This is a genomic window from Sphingomonas sp. Leaf22, from assembly GCF_001421715.1.
Lineage (GTDB): Bacteria > Pseudomonadota > Alphaproteobacteria > Sphingomonadales > Sphingomonadaceae > Sphingomonas.
Genome location: NZ_LMKP01000012.1, coordinates 42,501 through 61,033, shown reverse-complemented (window position 1 = coordinate 61,033; position 18,533 = coordinate 42,501). Strand labels below are relative to the sequence as shown.

Annotated in this window: 24 protein-coding genes (1 of these 24 only partly in view); 9 read left to right on the top strand and 15 right to left on the bottom strand. The window is 66.8% G+C overall.

What is annotated here, in order from left to right:
- Nucleotides 1-57: 57 nt before the first annotated feature.
- Nucleotides 58-621: a hypothetical protein gene (locus ASE70_RS07000; protein WP_156356078.1), complete on the bottom strand. Its 564-nt coding sequence runs from the start codon at nucleotides 619-621 to the stop codon at nucleotides 58-60.
- Between the two features lie 45 nt (nucleotides 622-666).
- On the opposite strand from ASE70_RS07000, the gene ASE70_RS06995 reads away from it, so the two are divergent.
- Nucleotides 667-1,338, top strand: coding sequence for a glutathione S-transferase family protein (locus tag ASE70_RS06995; RefSeq protein ID WP_056395461.1), 672 nt, complete (start codon nucleotides 667-669; stop codon nucleotides 1,336-1,338).
- Between the two features lie 466 nt (nucleotides 1,339-1,804).
- Here ASE70_RS06995 and rpoN read toward each other — a convergent pair whose 3' ends face one another.
- From rpoN to ASE70_RS06965, 6 genes are all read right to left on the bottom strand, one after another.
- The gene (gene rpoN / locus ASE70_RS06990; RefSeq protein ID WP_056395473.1) at nucleotides 1,805-3,286 is read right to left on the bottom strand and encodes an RNA polymerase factor sigma-54; all 1,482 of its coding nucleotides are present in this window, start codon (nucleotides 3,284-3,286) and stop codon (nucleotides 1,805-1,807) included.
- Between the two features lie 5 nt (nucleotides 3,287-3,291).
- On the bottom strand, nucleotides 3,292-4,077 hold the full coding sequence (gene lptB / locus ASE70_RS06985) for an LPS export ABC transporter ATP-binding protein (RefSeq protein WP_055998417.1): 786 nt from the start codon (nucleotides 4,075-4,077) through the stop codon (nucleotides 3,292-3,294).
- Nucleotides 4,078-4,245: 168 nt separating this feature from the next.
- The gene (locus ASE70_RS06980) at nucleotides 4,246-4,791 is read right to left on the bottom strand and encodes an LptA/OstA family protein (RefSeq protein ID WP_056502869.1); all 546 of its coding nucleotides are present in this window, start codon (nucleotides 4,789-4,791) and stop codon (nucleotides 4,246-4,248) included.
- Between the two features lie 5 nt (nucleotides 4,792-4,796).
- The gene (lptC, locus tag ASE70_RS06975) at nucleotides 4,797-5,435 is read right to left on the bottom strand and encodes an LPS export ABC transporter periplasmic protein LptC (RefSeq protein WP_056502865.1); all 639 of its coding nucleotides are present in this window, start codon (nucleotides 5,433-5,435) and stop codon (nucleotides 4,797-4,799) included.
- A gap of 9 nt (nucleotides 5,436-5,444) precedes the next feature.
- Nucleotides 5,445-6,065: a ribonuclease D gene (locus tag ASE70_RS06970; RefSeq protein WP_056395479.1), complete on the bottom strand. Its 621-nt coding sequence runs from the start codon at nucleotides 6,063-6,065 to the stop codon at nucleotides 5,445-5,447.
- Nucleotides 6,066-6,074: 9 nt separating this feature from the next.
- Complete coding sequence (locus ASE70_RS06965; protein ID WP_056395483.1) at nucleotides 6,075-6,893, bottom strand: TerC family protein; 819 nt, start codon at nucleotides 6,891-6,893, stop codon at nucleotides 6,075-6,077.
- Between the two features lie 217 nt (nucleotides 6,894-7,110).
- On the opposite strand from ASE70_RS06965, the gene ASE70_RS20975 reads away from it, so the two are divergent.
- Together ASE70_RS20975 and ASE70_RS06955 are read left to right on the top strand one after the other, a co-directional pair.
- A complete protein-coding gene (locus tag ASE70_RS20975) occupies nucleotides 7,111-7,965 on the top strand; it encodes a cold-shock protein (protein WP_056395487.1) in 855 nt (284 codons plus the stop codon).
- Nucleotides 7,966-8,059: 94 nt separating this feature from the next.
- Entirely contained in the window at nucleotides 8,060-8,416 is a 357-nt protein-coding gene (locus ASE70_RS06955) for a bleomycin resistance protein (RefSeq protein ID WP_056502860.1), read from the top strand.
- Nucleotides 8,417-8,496: 80 nt separating this feature from the next.
- Here the strand turns inward: ASE70_RS06955 and ASE70_RS06950 are convergent, their stop codons facing one another.
- Nucleotides 8,497-8,931 carry a hypothetical protein gene (locus tag ASE70_RS06950; protein ID WP_056502857.1) on the bottom strand — a complete coding sequence of 145 codons (435 nt, stop codon included), beginning with the start codon at nucleotides 8,929-8,931 and terminating at the stop codon, nucleotides 8,497-8,499.
- Nucleotides 8,928-9,854 carry an acyl-CoA desaturase gene (locus ASE70_RS06945; protein ID WP_056502853.1) on the bottom strand — a complete coding sequence of 309 codons (927 nt, stop codon included), beginning with the start codon at nucleotides 9,852-9,854 and terminating at the stop codon, nucleotides 8,928-8,930. Before ASE70_RS06945 ends, ASE70_RS06950 begins: the two co-directional genes overlap by 4 nt.
- Nucleotides 9,855-9,925: 71 nt before the next feature.
- Here ASE70_RS06945 and ASE70_RS06940 point away from each other — a divergent pair, with 71 nt between their 5' ends.
- The 3 genes from ASE70_RS06940 to ASE70_RS06930 all read left to right on the top strand — a co-directional run bounded on the left by ASE70_RS06940 (nucleotide 9,926) and on the right by ASE70_RS06930 (nucleotide 12,228).
- Complete coding sequence (locus ASE70_RS06940; protein ID WP_235519652.1) at nucleotides 9,926-10,258, top strand: metalloregulator ArsR/SmtB family transcription factor; 333 nt, start codon at nucleotides 9,926-9,928, stop codon at nucleotides 10,256-10,258.
- A gap of 178 nt (nucleotides 10,259-10,436) precedes the next feature.
- Nucleotides 10,437-11,387, top strand: a complete 951-nt coding sequence (locus ASE70_RS06935) for a glutathione S-transferase family protein (RefSeq protein WP_056502850.1) — start codon at nucleotides 10,437-10,439, stop codon at nucleotides 11,385-11,387.
- A gap of 31 nt (nucleotides 11,388-11,418) precedes the next feature.
- Nucleotides 11,419-12,228: a glutaminyl-peptide cyclotransferase gene (locus ASE70_RS06930; RefSeq protein WP_235519650.1), complete on the top strand. Its 810-nt coding sequence runs from the start codon at nucleotides 11,419-11,421 to the stop codon at nucleotides 12,226-12,228.
- A 41-nt stretch (nucleotides 12,229-12,269) separates the two neighbouring features.
- Here the strand turns inward: ASE70_RS06930 and ASE70_RS06925 are convergent, their stop codons facing one another.
- The 4 genes from ASE70_RS06925 to ASE70_RS06910 form a co-directional block, all read right to left on the bottom strand.
- Nucleotides 12,270-13,880 carry a cisplatin damage response ATP-dependent DNA ligase gene (locus ASE70_RS06925; protein WP_056502847.1) on the bottom strand — a complete coding sequence of 537 codons (1,611 nt, stop codon included), beginning with the start codon at nucleotides 13,878-13,880 and terminating at the stop codon, nucleotides 12,270-12,272.
- A gap of 48 nt (nucleotides 13,881-13,928) precedes the next feature.
- A complete protein-coding gene (locus ASE70_RS06920) occupies nucleotides 13,929-14,420 on the bottom strand; it encodes a Dps family protein (protein WP_056502844.1) in 492 nt (163 codons plus the stop codon).
- Nucleotides 14,421-14,528: 108 nt separating this feature from the next.
- Nucleotides 14,529-15,089, bottom strand: a complete 561-nt coding sequence (locus ASE70_RS06915; RefSeq protein WP_056502839.1) for a TMEM165/GDT1 family protein — start codon at nucleotides 15,087-15,089, stop codon at nucleotides 14,529-14,531.
- 12 nt (nucleotides 15,090-15,101) lie between these two features.
- Nucleotides 15,102-15,386, bottom strand: a complete 285-nt coding sequence (locus tag ASE70_RS06910) for a hypothetical protein (protein ID WP_156356077.1) — start codon at nucleotides 15,384-15,386, stop codon at nucleotides 15,102-15,104.
- A 180-nt stretch (nucleotides 15,387-15,566) separates the two neighbouring features.
- Here ASE70_RS06910 and rpmG point away from each other — a divergent pair, with 180 nt between their 5' ends.
- Nucleotides 15,567-15,734, top strand: coding sequence for a 50S ribosomal protein L33 (rpmG, locus tag ASE70_RS06905; protein ID WP_055757016.1), 168 nt, complete (start codon nucleotides 15,567-15,569; stop codon nucleotides 15,732-15,734).
- 457 nt (nucleotides 15,735-16,191) lie between these two features.
- On the opposite strand, the gene ASE70_RS06900 is transcribed toward rpmG, so the two are convergent.
- Nucleotides 16,192-16,494, bottom strand: coding sequence for a hypothetical protein (locus ASE70_RS06900; protein WP_056502832.1), 303 nt, complete (start codon nucleotides 16,492-16,494; stop codon nucleotides 16,192-16,194).
- Nucleotides 16,495-16,580: 86 nt separating this feature from the next.
- On the opposite strand from ASE70_RS06900, the gene ASE70_RS06895 reads away from it, so the two are divergent.
- Together ASE70_RS06895 and ASE70_RS06890 are read left to right on the top strand one after the other, a co-directional pair.
- The gene (locus ASE70_RS06895; protein WP_056503502.1) at nucleotides 16,581-17,003 is read left to right on the top strand and encodes a CBS domain-containing protein; all 423 of its coding nucleotides are present in this window, start codon (nucleotides 16,581-16,583) and stop codon (nucleotides 17,001-17,003) included.
- 57 nt (nucleotides 17,004-17,060) lie between these two features.
- Entirely contained in the window at nucleotides 17,061-17,993 is a 933-nt protein-coding gene (locus ASE70_RS06890) for a hypothetical protein (protein WP_056502827.1), read from the top strand.
- Here the strand turns inward: ASE70_RS06890 and ASE70_RS06885 are convergent.
- Nucleotides 17,990-18,533, bottom strand: partial view of a lipopolysaccharide biosynthesis protein gene (locus ASE70_RS06885; protein WP_056502824.1) — the 3' portion only. It continues 926 nt past the right edge of the window; the window shows 544 of its 1,470 coding nt (coding positions 927-1,470); its start codon lies beyond the right edge, outside the window; its stop codon occupies nucleotides 17,990-17,992. The two genes, ASE70_RS06890 and ASE70_RS06885, sit on opposite strands and share 4 nt — an antisense overlap.

Genomic DNA, 18,533 nt, shown 5'->3' with positions numbered 1-18,533 from the left:
GCCGCGACGGTTGGTCGATCGTCGCGGCGTCGCGCTATCGTCGGGTCGCGTCCGCCGTCAGGACAGATGCCGACCGGTCCGGCGGCGTACGGCGATCCAGCCGAACGCGGTGTAGACCGTCAGCGCCCACCAGCCGCCATCGGTGACGAACAGATAGGCGATGCCGATCGCCGCCAGCGCCAAGGCGGTGAGCAGCGCGAGCCCGGTCGGCAGCGCGGCCGCCAGCAGCACCGCGCCCGTGACCGTCGCCACCACCGCCTGAACCCCGAGCCACGCATAGGAACCGGACACGCCCAGCGATCCGATCGCCGGCAGCTTGACCGTCGCGAAGCCGCGCATCGCATTGGGAAAGGCGTCGGCGGCGAGATGCAGGCCGATGCCGATCGCGAGACCGGCCATCACCGGTCGCCAGCGGCGCGTGATCAGCGCCAGTGCGAGGGGCAGCAGCGAATGGGTCAGGCCGCTGCGATGGCCGATCGGCAGCCACAGGTCGAGATCGGGCAGGGTGGTGCCCGCGATCCCGGCACACATCGCCGCCGCGGCGTGGACGATCGGCCGGGGCGAGGCGCGCGCCAGCAGGATCGCGGCCGTCAGCCAGACCAGAGCAATCAGCAATCCCACACGAATCCCCTTCCGCGCCGTCGCCGTGCCGCCTAACACGACGGGATGTGGCAGCTTCTGCAATTCCCGTTATGTCCCTTCTCGCGCAAGGTCCGTCTGCTGCTGGCGGAGAAGAGCATCGGCTATCAGCCGGTGCGCGAATCGCCATGGACGCGGCGGGACGAGTTCCTGCACCTGAACCCGGCCGGACAGACGCCGGTGATGATCGACGAGCAGGCCGGTATCCGCCTGATCGATTCGATGGCGATCTGCGAATATATCGAGGAAACGGGCGACAAGCCGGCGATGCTGAACGGCAGCGCCGCCGACCGCGCCGAACAGCGGCGGCTGGTGACGTGGTTCGACACGCAATTCTATCGCGAGATCACCGGACCGCTGCTGATGGAGCGGATGGAAAAGCGCATCGTCCATCGCCAGACGCCCGACACGCGCGTCCTGCGCGAGGCGATGAAGGCGGCGGTCGAGCATCTCGATTACATCGATTATCTGCTCGACCATCGGCAATGGATCGGCGGGGCGACGATGAGTCTCGCCGATCTGGCGGCGGCGGCGCAGATTTCGATCGCGGACTATCTGGGCGGGATCGACTTCAAGACGCACGACCTGGCGAAGCGTTGGTATGTCGGCATGAAGAGCCGACCGAGTTTCCGGCCGCTGCTCGCCGAGCGGATGGAAGGCGTGCCGCCGCCGGCCGATTATGAGAAGCTGGACGTTTAGGGCCAGCCTTCGTCCTTGTTCCGGCTCCGTTGGGTTCGAGTAGCGATCGAGCCTGTCGAGAGCGCGTATCGAGAACGAGGTTCCGCGAGTGCGACCTTTAACAATTACCGTGCGATCGCCCTCACCCTTCCGGCGCTTCGCGCCTCCTTCCCTCTCCCGCCGGGAGAGGGAAGGGGCCCGCCCGGAGTAGCCGGGTGGGAAGGGTGAGGGTGACTTATCGTTCGCAAGCGCGTTCTCGACGGACGCTTCTCGACAGGCTCGAAGCTGCTCGAACCGAACGGGTGGGAGCGGGGTCGGGCCGTGGGATTACAGCGGCTTAATGGTTTCGCGCCGGCCAAAGGTCACAAAGGTCACACTCGTACGCGTTTCGCGATCGGCGTGACCTAGCCCGGTCGCGGGACAGCGGGATGCACGGTAGGAAAGAGCGCCCGCGACCCTGCCACCCGTTGCCGCCTGTAGGAAAGCGCTAGCGGCCAAGCGCCTTTTGCCGGCGGCGCTGGACCGAGGAGCCCAGCCCGATCGCCTCGCGATATTTCGCCACCGTCCGCCGTGCGATGTCGAAGCCCTTCGCATTCAGCAGTTCGACCAGCGTATCGTCGGACAGGATCTTTTTCGGGTCTTCGGCGGCGATCAGGCTGCGGATCGCTTCCTTGACCGCGAGCGCCGACACCGCCTCGCCGCCATCGGCCGACTGGATGGCGGAGGTGAAGAAATACTTCATCTCGAACAGCCCGCGCGGGCAGGACAGATATTTGTTCGAGGTCACCCGGCTGACCGTCGATTCGTGCATCTCGATCGCCTCGGCGATCCGCGCGAGCGTCAGCGGACGGAGATGGGCGACGCCCTGGCGAAAGAACGCCTCCTGCTGCTTCACGATCTCGGTCGCGACCTTCAGGATGGTGCGCTGCCGCTGGTCGAGCGCCTTCACCAGCCAGTTGGCGCTGGCGAGACAGTCGGACAGCCATGCCTTGGACGATTTGGTGCCGTTTGCATTGAGTTCGGCGAAATAGTCACGATTGACCAGTACGCGCGGCAGGGTCGCGCCGTTGATCTCGACCGCCCAGCCATCGCCGCGCGGGGCCACGAACAGGTCGGGGACGACCGACTGGGCGCGTTCGCCGCCGAAGCGGCAGCCGGGTTTGGGATCATAGCCGCGCAACTCGCGGATCATGTCGGTCAGGTCTTCGTCGTCGACCTCGCAGATTCGGCGCAACTGCGGCAGCGCGCCGCGCGCGAGCAGGTCGAGATGATCGAGCAGCCGCGCCATGCACGGATCGTAGCGGTCGACCTCGCGCGCCTGAATCGCGAGACATTCGGCAAGGCTGCGCGCGCCGACGCCGCTGGGGTCGAAGGTCTGGACGATGCCCAGCACCGCTTCGACGCGGGCGAGCGGTACGCCGAGGCGGTTGGCGATGTCGAGCAGCGATCCCGACAGATAACCGCAATCGTCGATCTGATCGATGATCGCGCTGGCGATGAACAGGTCGGCCCCGGCGACGCAGGCCCCGGCCTGTTGCAGCAGATGGTCGATCAGCGAGATGTCGGCGCTGGCCAGCGCGTCGAGATCGGGGGCATCCTCGAACCCGCCGGCACCGGTCGCGGCAAGGCCGAGACCGCCGTCGAGCGAGCCGACCCCGTCCGACGCGCTGTCATGATGGAAGGTTTCGCCGAGATCGAGGTCGAGCGATTCGCCGCTCGCCGCGCCCAGCCCCAGCAGTTCGTCGGACCCAGCAGGGTCGCCGGCCGCGACCGGATCGGCCGCTTCGGTCGCCGGGCCGTCATCGTCACTGCCGCCCGATTCGAGCAGCGGGTTCTTTTCGATCTCCTCGGCAAGGAACCCTTCGATTTCGAGATTCGACAGCGCGAGCAGGCGGATCGCCTGCTGCAACTGTGGCGTCATCACCAGCGATTGCGACTGGCGCAGGTCGAGGCGAGGCGCGAGGCTCATCGTGGTTAGAGTTCGAACCCTTCGCCGAGATACAGGCGGCGGACATTGGCGTCGGCGACCAGTTCGGACGGCGAACCGGCGAACAACACCCGCCCGTCATAGATGATATAGGCGCGGTCGACGATTTCGAGCGTCTCGCGGACATTGTGGTCGGTGATGAGCACGCCAATGCCGCGCGATTTGAGCTGGATCACCAGATCGCGAATGTCGGCGATCGAAATCGGATCGATGCCGGCAAAGGGTTCGTCGAGCAGGATGATCGTCGGATTGGCCGCCAGCGCGCGCGCGATTTCCGCGCGCCGCCGCTCGCCGCCCGACAGGGCCATGGCGGATGCGGTGCGCAGCCGGGTGAGGCCGAATTCGTCGAGCAGCTGTTCGAGTCGCGCCGCGCGCGTCACCTTGTCCGGTTCGGCCAGTTCGAGCACGGCGAGGATGTTCTTTTCCACCGACAGCCCGCGAAAGATCGACGTTTCCTGCGGCAGATAGCCAAGGCCGAGGATCGCGCGGCGATACATGGGCAGCGCCGTGATATCCTCGCCGTCCAGCAGGATGCGGCCGGCATCGGGCTTTACGAGGCCCATCGCCGAATAGAAGCTGGTCGTCTTGCCCGCGCCGTTGGGGCCGAGCAGGCCGACGACCTCGCCACGCCCCACCGACATCGACACGTCGGACAGCACGACGCGCTTGTCATAGGATTTGGCGATCGACACGACCGACAGCCCCCGGTCGGAGGGGCGTTCGTGCACGGGGACAGCGTCGGCGCTGCGGGACAACAGGGTGGTGTCGGTCATCGGCAGCGTCCTGATCGCATGGCAGTGGTTACCGTACCGTTAGGACGGAACGACTGGCAGGAATATTGCATGAAAGCGGCGGTGGCGGAAGGTCCGATCGCCGGCCGGCGCAGGTTATGCGATGAATGCAGGCTTAATCGTCACCGGCGGGGCAAACGCGCCGGACGCTTAATTCCGCTTGGGAACCGAGAACCGCCCCGTCACGCGACCGCCGCTCTGCTGGACCGCCCCGCCCGGCGCGGCGGTGGTGCCGACGCCCGACCCATCGATCGTCGCGCGACCGGTGTCGAGGTCGATCGACAGCCGCCCGCCGGTCAGCGTGTTGGCCCCCTGCGTCAGCTGCACGCCGCCGATCATCGTCACCACGCGGCGATTGACGTCATAGACGGCAAAACGCGACTTGGCGGTCTGATCGGGGCGGGTAACGGTGACGTTGCCGGTCGCGTCCATGCGCGATGCCTGCGGCGATGCGCCTTCGGTGACCTGCCCGACATAGGCGACGACGACACGGTCGGCGGTGAGCGTCATGGTCGACTGGCGAATGGTCACGCCGCCGGTCAGGACGGCGCGGTTGGCGCGATCCTGCAGTTCGATGGCGTTCGCCGAGAAATCGATCGGCGCGTTCGAGTCGTGCCGCGTCTGCGCCGGGGCCGACCCCGCGATGGCGAGGAGGCCGAAGGTGGCGGCGAGGCCCGGGAGCGCGTGGCGAATCATCGCGGCTATTTCGTGCGTGCCGGGTCGATACGCAAGCGGGCATTGCCGGTCAGCCGCACGGTGCGCGATTCGAGATCGGCATCGAGCCTGTCGCCGCTGAACGTCCCCATCGATGTGGTGCCGGTAACCGCGCTGCCGCTTTGCAGGCGGCGGGTCTTGAGATCGACGGTCGCGTCGTTGGTGTCGAGCGCATAGCCGTCGGCCGCGCGGAAGCGGATCGGGCCGTTCACCGCGACCTGTTCGGTCTGCATGTCATAGCGGCCCCGCGGTGCCGTCAGCCGTGCGGGACCATCCGGCAGGCGGATGGCGGCGGCCAGTTCCTGCAGCTGCACCACCGGTTCGGCCGAGCTTTTCTGCACCGCCGATCCGGCATCGATGACGAAGGGCTGACCCTTGGCATCCTGTCCGCGATATTCGGCGGCGCGCAGGCGCATCCGTTCCTGCGCGACGGCGACCTTGTTCTTGTCGAGGACGAAGCTGGTATCGCCGCGCATGAACAGCGGGGCCATCACCAGAAACGCGGCCAGCACGCCGATGCCGATCGGCAGCACGACCATCAGGAATCCGATCAGCCGGTCATGCGCGCTGCCCGGCGCTGCACGGCGTTGCCGGCGCGAGCGTTCCTGGCGGGCGATTTCCGACATCCTCTACCCCTACATGTGCGCGAAGATATCGGTCTCGGGCCAGCCGGCGAGATCGAGGGCGGCACGGTGCGGCAGGAAATCGAAACACGCCTGCGCCAGATCGGTGCGCCCTTCGCGGGCCAGCCGCTTCGCCAGTTCCTCGCGCAGCGCGTGGAGGAAGCGGACGTCGGAGGCGGCATAATCGCGCTGCGCATCGGACAGCACCGGCCCGCCCCAGTCGGACGATTGCTGCTGCTTGGACAAATCCTGCCCCAGCAGTTCGCGGACCAGTTCTTTCAGGCCGTGGCGATCGGTGTAGGTGCGGACCAGTCGCGACGCGATCTTGGTGCAGAATACCGGGCCGGCGGTGACGCCCAGATAATGCTGGATCGCGGCAAGGTCGAACCGCCCGAAATGATAGAGCTTCACCCGGGCCGGATCGGCCAGCACCGCCTTCAGGTTCGGCGCGGCATAGTCGCTGCCGGGATTGAAGCGGACCAGATGCTGGTTCTCGCCGCCATCGGACAGCTGCACGACGCACAGCCGGTCGCGCGGGGTGATCAGGCCCATCGTCTCGGTATCGACGGCGATGTCGGCACCGGGGGCGAACACGTCGGCCGGCAGATCTTCTTCGTGGAAATAAACGCTCATCGGTTGCGCCTAGCGGTTGGAAGCCTCGCGCTCAATGGCTTCCCTGGCCATGCGCTTCTTCGTCTTCGATCGGCGCGAGACGATGTTGAGCGTCTCGACCCCGGCGGAGAATGCCATCGCGGCATAGATATAGCCCTTGGGCACGTGCACGCCGAAGCCATCGGCGATCAGCACCGCGCCGATCATCAGCAGAAAACCGAGCGCGAGCATGACGACGGTCGGGTTGGCGTTGATGAAGCGCGCCAGCGGATCGGCGGCGACCAGCATGATGCCGACGGTGACGATCACCGCGGCCATCATGATCGGCACCTCGTCGGTCATGCCGACCGCGGTCAGGATCGAATCGATCGAGAACACCATATCGAGCGCGACGATCTGCGCGATCGCCGAACCGAGCCCCAGGGCGGCCTTGCCCTTCTTGTCGAGCGCGTCGCCGGTGGGTTCGTCGTCCATCGTGTGATGGATTTCCTTCGTCGCCTTCCACACCAGGAACAGCCCGCCGACGATCAGGATAAGGTCGCGCCACGAAAAGGCGGTTTCGAAGCTCGGCCGGCCATAGCCGTCGGGCGACCCCTGAATGCCGAGGTCGAACACCGGAGTCGTCAGCGAGACGATGAACGCGATCATCGACAACAGCAGTAGCCGCATGACCAGCGCGAGGCCGATCCCGATTCGCCGCGCCAGTTGTTGCTGATGGGCCGGCAACTTGTTCGACAGAATCGAAATGAAGATCAGGTTGTCGATGCCGAGCACGACTTCCAGTACGACCAGCGTGAAGAATGCGGCCCACGCCGTCGGGTCGGCGATCAGCGCCATGATGGTGTCCATCGGGCGATTCTGTGCCGTCTTCGCCACATAATCGCAAGATAATCGCCATGATCGCGGCGACAGGAACGATTGCAGCGGCGAAATTCGTTTGGGACCGCGCGCTTTTACGCTATGCAGAGATGTGGCACCCGGCTTGGCGGTGCCCGGACACCTGCGTTTTTCGCTCGGCGCTTGGGTTTAGAATGAAGTTGGGCGAACCAGGAAGACGAACAGGGCAATGAGTTTCGATCGAGGACGGCGCGGCGAGCGCGGTGGGCGCGGCAGGGACAAGCGCGACGGTTTTGGTGACGAAGGCGGCGGCAGCAGCTACGGCGGCGGCGGCTTCGGCGGCGATCGCGGTGGCTTCGGCGGCGGTGGATTTGGCGGCGGCGGCTTCGGCGGCGGCGGCAGCAGCTACGGTGATCGTGGCGGCGGTGGCGGCTTCGGTGGCGGCGGCGGCGGTTTCCGTGGCGGCGGTGGCGGCGGCTTCGGCGGCGGCGGTGGCGGCTTCGGTGGTGGCGGCGGCGGCGGTGGCCGCGGCATGCCCCCGCAGGTCGTCGGCGAAGCGACCGGTGTCGTAAAGTTCTTCAACGCGCAGAAGGGCTTCGGTTTCGTCGTCCGTGATGATGGCGGCGAAGACGTGTTCGTGCACATCTCGGCCGTCGAACAGGCCGGGCTGAGCGCGCTGGCCGAAGGGCAGCCGATGGGCTTCACGCTCGTCGATCGCGGCGGCCGCATCTCGGCGACCGATCTGAAGATCGACGGCGAACCGATGGCCGTGACCGGCGGTGGCGCACCGCGCGAAGCACGTGAACCTCGTGATGCCGGCCCCCGTGGCGGCGCAGGCGGCGGCATGGGCGGCCCGCAGCGTCAGCTGACCGGCGAACGCGCCAGCGGCGTCGTGAAGTTCTTCAACGCGATGAAGGGCTTCGGCTTCATTCAGCGCGACGATGGACAGCCGGACGCATTCGTCCACATCTCGGCCGTCGAGCGCGCGGGTCTCCCGACGCTCAACGAAGGCGATCGTCTCGAGTTCGAACTCGAGGTCGATCGTCGCGGCAAGCATGCCGCGGTGAACCTCAACAAGCTCTGAGGTTCGCGCTTCGGCGACAGGAAAGCGGCCGGTCACTCGCAAGGGTGGCCGGCCTTTTTCGTTTCGAGGAACCCCGTACGGGATCGGGCATCCGATGGATCTGGCGACACCCAATTTGCCGTCGCGCGACTTCGCGGTGACATCGGCCTTTTTCGCCGAGCTCGGATTTGACGAGGCATGGCGCGACCCGACCTGGATGATCCTCGAACGCGGATCGCTGACGCTCGAATTCTTTCCGTGGCCCGATTTCGATCCGGCGACGAGCGGCTATGGCAGTTGCCTGCGGCTCGACGATCTCGACGCATTTTACGCGGTCGCGCAGGCGGCGGGGATCGTGGAGCAATCGACCGGCTTTCCGCGATTGCAACCGGCACGCGAGCAGAACGGCCTGCGGATCGGCGCATTGCTTGATCCCGATGGGTCGCTGCTGCGGCTGATCCAGAATCCCTGAGCGGGCGGTCGGCGTTCGGGCCCGGCGTTCTCGGCACGCTCGAAGCTGCTCCGACCGAACGGCATGACGGCGTCGGAGGGTCAGCGCCGGGAATAGCCTAGCCGATAGGCTACCCCGCCTGCGCAGAGACCGGCGAGACAATAGCCAAGAACGTCGAGCGGTTCGTCGAACCAGCGGGTGCCGGGGTCGCCGACGATCGCCATCACCGCCCCGATCAGGCCACCGGCGATCAACCCGAGGCGCAGCGCGTCGCCGCGGCGCTGTCGTCCCGATCGTATCGCGAAATGCCATAGCGGCAGCCCGAGCAGCAGGCAGATCGGCACGGCGATGATCGACCCGACGACGATGCTGAACAGCGAGATTTGCACCAAAGCGGTGAGAGGGTAGGCGCTGGCCGGCTCATGGCCGATCACTTCGCGCAGCGACCATGATGCGATCAGGACGGCAACCCCCGCCACGGCCGCGACAGTGACCGATGCGATGCGCCGGCAGACCGGCGGTGCGACGACGCTCACGCGACCGTCTCCACCGTTGCCGCGTCATGCACCCGCCGCAACCCGGGCCTTGGCGGCAGATGCGCCGGTTCGTTCAGGTCGCGGACCAGCCCGACCCGCCGCAACGCCAGCAGCATCCACCAGCCCGGATCATGCTGCCCCGGCAATATTCCCAGTCGTGCCGATTCGGGGAAGGCGTGGTGGTTGCCGTGCCATGCCTCGCCAAAGGTGAGGAGGGCGGCGGCGGGCAGGTCGTGACCCTGCACGCCCATGCCGTCGACGACCCAGTTCTGCGGTCCGCGGCGATGGGTGATATGGCCTACCAGCCAATGACCGGTAACGCTGACCGCTACGCGGACCGGCACGCCCCAGACGAGCCATGGCAGACCGCCGATCGCGAAGAACAGCAAGGCCCATGGCAATTGCTGCGCCATCCAGCTCGCTTCCAGCCAGCGCAGGAACGGGTCGTCGCACAAACCGGATTCGGGTTCGAACCGTGGCGGATGGTCGAGGTCGAGGCGGCAATGCATCTGCCACCATGCGTCGTGCAGCATCGTGGTGCGGTGGGCGTGGAGGGGGTGGCAGTCGGGCTGGCGTTGCGCCCAGTCGCGCATGTCGTGCAACCGAACCATGCCGAGCGGTCCCGCCATGCCGACCAACGTGCCCAGATAGACGAGGATGCGTTCGAGCCAGTGCGGCGCGATGAAGCTTCGATGGATCAGCAGGCGGTGCAACCCGATCGAGTGGCCGGCGCACAGCGTCACCGCACTGGTGCCGAGGAACAGCAGCACACTGCCGATCGTGACGTGAAGCGGTGCCAGCGCCAGCGAGGCGATGGTCATGCCGCCGATCCAAAGCGATTTGGCGGGTGCCCATCGCACCCGGCCCCGAACGGCGGACGTGGCATCGGTAACCTTCATACGGAGCGTCGAACAATCGGACATAACCCCTCCTTCGGTAATTAGGTATATTCCTAAATAGCGAAAGATGTTTGTCAAGCGATGGAGAGGGACCTATGGCATCGGGTATGCAACGTGTGTTCGAAGCGCTGGCGTCGGTCCCGAGGCGCAAGATCCTGGCCTATCTCGCCCATGCCGAACTGAGCGCGGGCGAGATCGCGGCGCGATTCGACATGTCGAAGCCGTCGATCTCGCAGCATCTGTCGATCCTCGAAGCGGCGGGCCTGGTCAGCAGCGAGAAGCGCGGGCAATATGTCTATTACCGGCTGGTGCCCGACAATCTGACGAACACGCTGAACGGGTTCGTGCAGGAAGTTTGCCCGGTTTCCCGGCCGCTGAAGCGGGAAAGCGCTGCCCGGAAGCAGGATGCGAACACCGACGAGGTTTGATCGGATCGACGGCCGCATCCGATTCTCGCTGCGGATCGGGAGCGAGCTGACGAACGGACGCGCGCCCGTCGCGCGGCGCTTCACATCCTATCGATCGAAATCGCGCCGTTCGGTGAATCGAGGCTGATCGGAAAACGGCCGCCCTGCGTTGCATGGCCGGATAGCGAAAGGATCGTCGATGGGCATGTTGCAGCACGGGGTTTGGACCAACGACACGCCGGTCGCACCGACCGACGAATCGGGCAATTTCCAGCGGGCGGAGAGCGGGTTTCGCGACTGGCTGACCCGCGATGGCCATGCGGGGCCGGCGGGACAGCGCGGCAGTCCGGCGGAAGCGGGGCGCTATCATCTGTATGTCAGCCTCGCCTGCCCATGGGCGCATCGGACGCTGGTGGTGCGCGCACTCAAAGGATTGGAGGCATTGCTGCCGGTGACGGTGGTCGGGCCGTTGATGGGTGCGCAGGGATGGAGCTTTGCGGAGGCGTTCGGCGGCAGCGGCGATCCGGTCAACGGCGTCGATCATCTGCACCAGCTCTATACGCTCGCCGATCCCGACATGACCGGCAAGGTCACCGTGCCGGTGCTGTGGGACAAGGCCGAACGCCGGATCGTGAACAACGAATCGTCGGATATCCTGCGGATGCTGAATACCGCGTTCGACGATCTGGGCGCGACGCCGGGCGATTATTATCCGGCGGCGCTGCGCGGCGAGATCGATGCGGTCAACGACCGTGTCTATGCGAGCGTTAACAACGGCGTCTATCGCGCGGGCTTCGCGACGACGCAGGCGGCGTATGACGACGCGGTCGCCGCGCTGTTCGACTCGCTCGACTGGCTGGAGCAACGGCTGACGGGCGAATGGCTGGTCGGCGATCGGCTGACCGAGGCGGATCTCCGGTTGTTCACCACGCTGGTGCGGTTCGACCCGGTCTATCATGGGCATTTCAAATGCAATGTCCGCCGCCTGCTCGACTATCCCCGGCTGCGCGCGCTGACCGAACGGATCGCGGTATTGCCGGGCGTCATGGACACGATCGATCTCGACCAGATCAAGACGCACTATTATCGCAGCCACAAGGATATCAATCCGACCGGGATCGTACCCGCCGGCCCGGCGGTACCCTTCTGACGGTTCAGCAACGGGCAAGGCGGATGCGAGGATGACGACGACGATGATCCGCTGGTTGATGCCCCTGAGCCTGGCGCTCGCCACCGCCGCGTCCGCGCAGACCGGCGCGCCCCCGCTTGCGCCGGTGCAGCCGGTCCCGGTCGAGGGGATTTCGGCGCGGATCGTGGCGCGCTATCCGCATGATCGCACCGCTTTCACGCAGGGGCTGGTGTGGCATGACGGGGCGCTGTTCGAAAGTACCGGGCAGCCCGGCGTGTCCGATGTGCGGCGGGTCAATCTGGCCGACGGCAAGGTGCTGGCGCGCGCCCGGCTGCCGGGGGAGCAGTTCGGCGAAGGGCTTGCAGTCGACGGGCAGCAGCTGGTCAGCCTGACGTGGATGGACGGCATCGCCCATCGCTGGAACGCCAAGACGCTGAAGGCGGTCGGCACCGCGCGCTATGCCGGGGAGGGCTGGGGACTGGCGAGCGACGGCCAGTCGCTGATCCTGTCGGACGGGACGCCGACGCTGCGCTTCCTCGACCCCAAAACGTTCAGGGAGCGGCGACGGGTGACGATCACCGCCAATGGCCGGCTGGTGCATAACCTGAACGAGTTGGAGATGATCGACGGCAAGCTGTGGGGCAATATCTGGCACCGCGACTATATTGTACGGATCGATCCGGCGACGGGGGCGGTCGACGGGCTGGTCGATTTGGCACCGCTGCGCGCGGAGTTGGGCGCGCTCGATCCAGAGGCGGTGTTGAACGGGATCGCGTGGGATGCGGGGACCAAGCGCCTGTTCGTTACCGGCAAATGGTGGCCGATGCTATTCGAGATCGCGTTGGAGCCAGTGGCGGGGTGATCGTACGCCCGCCTACGCGGGGGTACGACAACGTGCGGGGCTCAGCTCACCAGTTTCAGCAGCGTCGCGACATGGTCGGCCTCGGCCGCGGGCTTGTCGGTGCGAATGCGGTTGATGCGGGGGAAGCGCATCGCGACCCCCGATTTATGGCGTTTCGATGCGTGGATCGAATCGAACGCGACTTCGAGGACCAGGGTCTTCTCCACCTCGCGAACCGGACCGAAGCGCTGCACGGTATGCTGGCGGACGAAGCGGTCGAGATCCTTCAATTCGGCATCGGTGAAGCCCGAATAGGCCTTGCCTACCGGTAGCAATTCGCCGCCCTCGGCCGGGTCGCCGGTCCAGCAGCCGAAGGTGTAGTCGGAATAGAAGGACGATCGCTTGCCGCTGCCGCGCTGGGCGTACATCATCACGCAGTCGGCGACGAGCGGGTCGCGTTTCCATTTGTACCACAGCCCGACGCGCCGCCCGGCGACATAGGGCGAGTCGCGCCGCTTGAGCATGACGCCCTCGATCGCGGCGTCGCGCGCGCCACTGCGGATATCGGCGAGCGCGTCGAAATCGGCGGCGTCGATCAGGCGCGACAGGTCGAAGACGGTGGGGTCGAGCCGCGGCACGAAGGTTTCGAGCCGGGCGCGGCGGGCGGTCCATGGCTGGTCGCGCAGATCCTCGGCGCCGTCGAACAAAATGTCGTAGAGGCGAACGAAGGCGGGATAGTCGGCCAGCATCGCCTTCGACACGATTTTCCGCCCCAGCCGCTGTTGCAGGGCGTTGAAGCTGGCGGCACCGGCATCGGCATGGACGCTCGCGCCCTGTCCATCGCCGCGCACCAGCAATTCGCCGTCGAGCACGCCGGGTGTGCGGAAGGCGGCGGCGACTTCGGGGAAGGCGGCGGTGATGTCGTCGCCGGCGCGGCTGTAGAGGCGGGTCTCGGCCCCGACATGGACCAGTTGTACCCGGATGCCGTCCCATTTCCATTCGGCGGCATAGTCGGCAAGCTCGACCACGCCGTCGTCGAGCGGGTGGGCGAGCATGAACGACCGGAACACCGGCAGGTCGGCGGCATGCGGCTGCTCGCCGCGCCCCTCCGCCCACGCGAAGAGTTCGGCATAGGGCGGGGCGAGGCCGTGCCACACTTCCTCGACCGCATCGACATCGAGCCCGAACGCCTGCGCCAGCGCGGTCTTGGCAAGCCGGGCGGAGACGCCGACGCGCAGCGCCCCGGTGGCGAGTTTCAGCAGCGCATAGCGTTCGTCGGATTCGAGCCGGTCGAGCATGTCGGCGAGCGCGCGCGGCGCGTCGGATCGCGACAGGCTGGCGAGGCGGCTGACGACGGTGTCGAGCGTCAGCGGATCGGCGTCGTGGATCGTGCCGGGTGGCGGTTCGGGCCAGAGCAACGCCACGGTCTCGGCAGTGTCGCCAACGAAATCGCGGCTCATCGCGAACAGGACGGGATCGGTGCGTTCGGTAATCAGCGCGCGGATCGTCGCCGATTTGACGGCGGGCAGGTCGAGATCGCCGGTTAGTGCCGAGATCGCCCAGCCGCGATCGGGATCAGGCGTATCGCGCAGATAGGTGCCGATCAGCGCCAGCTTGGCATTGCGCGACCGGGTGTAGATCAGGCGGTCGAGCAGATCGGCAAAGGCGCGCATCGGTTCATGCCGGACGGGCGGGGCGGCAAGACCGCCCCGCGCACCCGATCAGCCCTTGCGAGCGGCTTCGAACAGGAACCAGGCGCGTTCCTCGGCCTGATCGATCCAGTCGTCGGCAAGGCTGCTGGTCGCGGTATCGCCGGCATCCTCGGCGGCTTCGCGAGCCTCGCGTAGTCGTTCGACCAGCTTCAGATTGTCGTCGCGCAGCTCGGCGAGCATGTCGTCGGGCTTCACGAAATCCTTGTCATTGTCCTTGATCGCGGCGCGGCGCGCGATGTCGCCGATCGAGCGCAGCGTGGTGTTGCCGGTCTTGCGCACGCGTTCGGCGATGACGTCGGTCACGGCGAGGATCTGCGATGCCTGATCGTCGAGCATCAGGTGATAGTCGCGGAAATGCGGGCCGGAGACGTGCCAGTGGAAGTTCTTCGTCTTCAGATACAGCGTGAAGCAATCGGCAAGCGCGGCGTTCAGCCCGTCGGCGACGGTCACCGTCTTGTTGTTGGGCAGGTCGGTCGGGGTGTCGAGCGCGGGGTTGGTCACGGCGAAAATCTCCGGCGGGATATGGTTCGGTTCAGCAACGATCGCGCTGGCGAATCTTTCCCGGCCGCGCCGCTCAAAAAATCCGGTCGTGGTGATCGCCCGGGCAGATCACAGCAGGCGCAGCGCGCCAAGGCCGAGGATCGCACCGGTCAGACCGAGCAACAGCGTCGCAACCGCCCGGACAGCGGCCAGCGGCAGCTTCAGCCAGTCGCGCTCGCCGAGCGTCGCCGACGCGAGCAGGAGGATCGCGCCGGCCAGCGCACCGCCGATCGCGCCGGTCACCGGGTCGGGGGTGCGCGCCACGAGCGCGAAGACGAGGAACTGGCTGCGGTCGCCAAGGGCCAGCACCGCCATGCCGAGCAACCCGGTCAGGAAGGGCGGCAGTCGCCAGTCGCCGAGGCGGTCCTTGATTCGCGCGGGCAACGGCACCGACGTCGCGGCAGCGATCAGCGCGACGGCGAGCATCAGGTCGCGGGCATTGGGAGTCAGGGCCGGCGCGACCAGCATGCCGCCGATCGCCGCCAGCCCGAACCCCGCCGCCTGCCCGACGATCGCGCCCCATAGTGCGCCGCGTCCCGACCGGTCGGACAGGATCGCGGCGAGCAGCGGCGGGCGGTCGGTCGCGCCGGCCAGCAGGACCGCGACGAACGCGGGGACGAGCGGGTCCATGCCGTGGCCGGATCAGTCGGCGAACCGCACCGTGCAGGCGGCGGCATAGGCCCGCGCCGTGGCGATGTCGCTGCGGCCGCAATGCATCGCTTCGCGGGCGAGCGCGGTCCATTCGCCGATCGACCGGCGTTCGCCCCGGGCGATCGCGGCGTCGAGCACGGCAAGGATGCTGAGCGCGGGCAGGCTCGATTCGGCGGTGGCGATGGCGCGAATCGCCTCGATCTCCGCCAGCGGGCAGAGGCGGTGGCCGACGCGTAGTGCCCGTTCCGCATCGATGTGCACTGACTCGATCCGCATCTTCACCTCCAACGCTTTGAATCCCAAGCTAGGATGCGATCGTTACGTTCCGATGAAGGCCGCTCGTCTTGACTTTGGCCGGCGATTGGCTCATGCGCCCACGTCTTGCAGCAGCCCCCGTGTGGCGGGCCGCTATTCATTGTCAATTCGCGGGCGTCAGGCCCAAGGGGTTTTTGGGTCATGGCAAAGCCGACCACCGTCAAGATCAAGCTCGTCAGCTCGGCCGATACCGGCTTCTTCTATGTCACCAAGAAGAACCCGCGCAACCAGACCGAAAAGCTGACCTTCCGCAAGTATGACCCGGTCGTGCGCAAGCATGTCGAGTTCAAGGAAGCGAAGATCAAGTAAGCCGCTCCGGTCCCGAGGGACCGGGCGTGTCGCTTGCCGCTTTCCGCAAAACCCGCCGGACGTCGATGGACGATCGGCGGGTTTTGCTGTGTTGGGCAGGCGTAACGCGGTCTATGCGGGGTGCTGATGCGGATCAGACGGCAATGCTTGCCGGGACCAGTCGGCTGCCCCGGATCTGATCCGAGGTGCCGCCACCTCTTGGCCGTAGCAAAGAAGCGCGACCCCGGATCAAGTCAGACTTCTGCGCAAAGTAGCGAGCTCGGCCAAAAACTCGTCGTACCCCCGCGCAGGCGGGGGTCCAGAGCCAGGTATAACAACGGCTTGCGCTTGGAATCCTGGACCCCCGCCTGCGCGGGGGTACCGCCAGGGGGAGCGGTTCGCGACTTCCGCAGAGGTCTCGATCAAGTCCGGGGTGACTCAGAAATTAGGGAGGCGGTCGAATGCGAACCGTGCGGCCTTACCCCCGCCTGTCCCGCCCCGGATCGCGATCGGCGTTGAACGCGTCGACGGCGGCGTCATGGCCCGATCCGTTGCTCAGGAACACCAGCGCCATCAGCGCGCCGCCCAGCATCACCGAGAATCCGACACCGGCCAGCGTCGCGGCGGCGATCACCCAGTTCATCGATCCGATCCACCACCAGATGCCGGCCAGTGCCAGCAGCGCGGCGACCGCCGAGATCGCTGCCATCACCCGGAGCAGCCAGCGAAATCGTCGCCAGGCGAACGCGGCATATTCGGGGTCGTCGAGATCGTTCGCCATGGCTTTCCAATGGCCGCGAAGCGTGGAATTCTCAACCCATGGATGCGCCGGCGGATCGGACCGGCGCACCGGTGGAGGAGAGGGCGATGACCATCGCGAAACTGTTGGGCAAGCGTGCGGTCGTATCGGTCGGGGCCGATCGAACGGTCCGCGAGGTTGTGGCGCTGCTGGCCGAGCATCGCATCGGCGCGGTGCCGGTGCTGGAGGGGGCCGCGGTCGTCGGCATCTTTTCCGAACGCGACATGATCCACGCGCTGGTCGAACGCGGTGTCGACGCGCTCGACCTGCCCGTTTCCGAACGGATGACCAGCCCGGCGATCACCGTCGATCCGGCGGCGTCGGTGCTGGGGGCGCTGTCGCTGATGACGCAGCGGCGCATCCGGCATTTGCCGGTGGTCGATGGCGACCGGCTGGTCGGGTTCGTGTCGATCGGCGACCTCGTCAAATATCGAATCGACGGCATCGAGGCAGAGGCGAAGGCGATGCGCGACTATATCCAGCAGGGATAGCGAACCCGGGCGCGCCGGTTGACGCGGGTTTAACCGGCGGTCGATAAGAACGGCGTCATGGCCTCGCTCGGCGAACATCTCAACTGGCACTGGAAGCAATGGCGGCACCGCCGGCTGGCGCGCGGCATCCTTGCCACGCCGCCGGCGATGGTGCGCGACGACGGGGTGATCGTCTTTTCGATGATCGGCAGCGCGGTGCTGTTGCCCTATCTGGTCGCGGTCAAATCGTTGCTGCATCATCTGCGGCGCGGGCGCGTCGTGATCCTCGACGACGGCACGCTGACGGCGGCGGACAGGGCGGTGCTGGCCGCGCAGCTCGGCGACCCGCGGATCATTCCGATCGATTCGGTCGCGACCGATCCGTGCCCCCGCCGCGATGTGTGGGAGCGGTTGCTGGCGATCCTCGACCTGCGCGCCAACGACTATGTGATCCAGCTCGATTCGGACACGGTGACGCTGGGGCCGGTGCCCGAGGTCGCGGCCGCGATCGCGGCGGGACGCAGCTTCACCTTGTTGGGCGAAGCGGACGCCCGGTTGCTGCCGATCGACGCCTTTGTCGCGACGCGCCGCCCGGTCGATCCGTTGTTGCCGGCCACCCATGTGCAGGATGCGTCGGAAGCGGTGCTGGACCGGGTCGACCTGCCCGGCCATGCGCCGCTCCGCTATGTCCGCGGCTGTGCCGGTTTCGCCGGCTTCGCACGAAGCGGCGACGGGCGGGGCGTTGCCGAAACGCTGTCGCTTGCGATGGACGAGGTGCTCGGGCAACGGCAATGGCGCCGCTGGGGCAGCGAGCAGGTCGCTGCCAATTTCGTTGTCGCCAACGATCCCGATCCGGTGCTGCTGCCCTATGCACGCTATTTCAACTTCTGGAATGCGGGCATTCCGGGCGGTGCGGCGTTCGCGCACTTCATCGGCACCTATCGCTTTCACGGCAACGCCTATCTGCGCGCGACCCGCGACGCGATTCGTCAGCTTCGCAGCGCGGACTAACGCCGCCGGAGCATCGCGATCGCATCGGTCAGTGCGGGCCGGGCGAACAGCAGCAACATCGCCGTATAAACGCTCCCGCCGACCACGACCGACAGCGCCAGCGTCGCGACCGGCGATCCCGGCGCAACGATCGTCCGCGCCAGCACGACCGCACCGACCATCGCTACCCCCGCCGCGAACGCCGGGCGGACGGCGGCGGCGAATGTCGCCAGCGACAGTCCGATCACCGGCAATGCCCGGTGCAGCACGATGCCGAGCAGGATCGGATGGGCGATGATCCACGCCGCTGCCAGCCCGGCAATGCCGAAGCGCACGCCGATCAGGAACGCGACCGGCAACAGCACCGCGCCGATCGCCGTCGTCCGCGCGGTAATCCCCGGCCGGCCCATCGCATCCACCACCGGCGGGAACAGCGTCTGGAGCGTCATGAACGGCATCGCGATGCCCAGCAGCGCGACGAGCGGTGCCGCTTCCCGCCACTGATCGCCCAGCGCCAGCGTAACGACCGGCGCGGCGGTCACGGTCAGCCCTAGGAAGAAC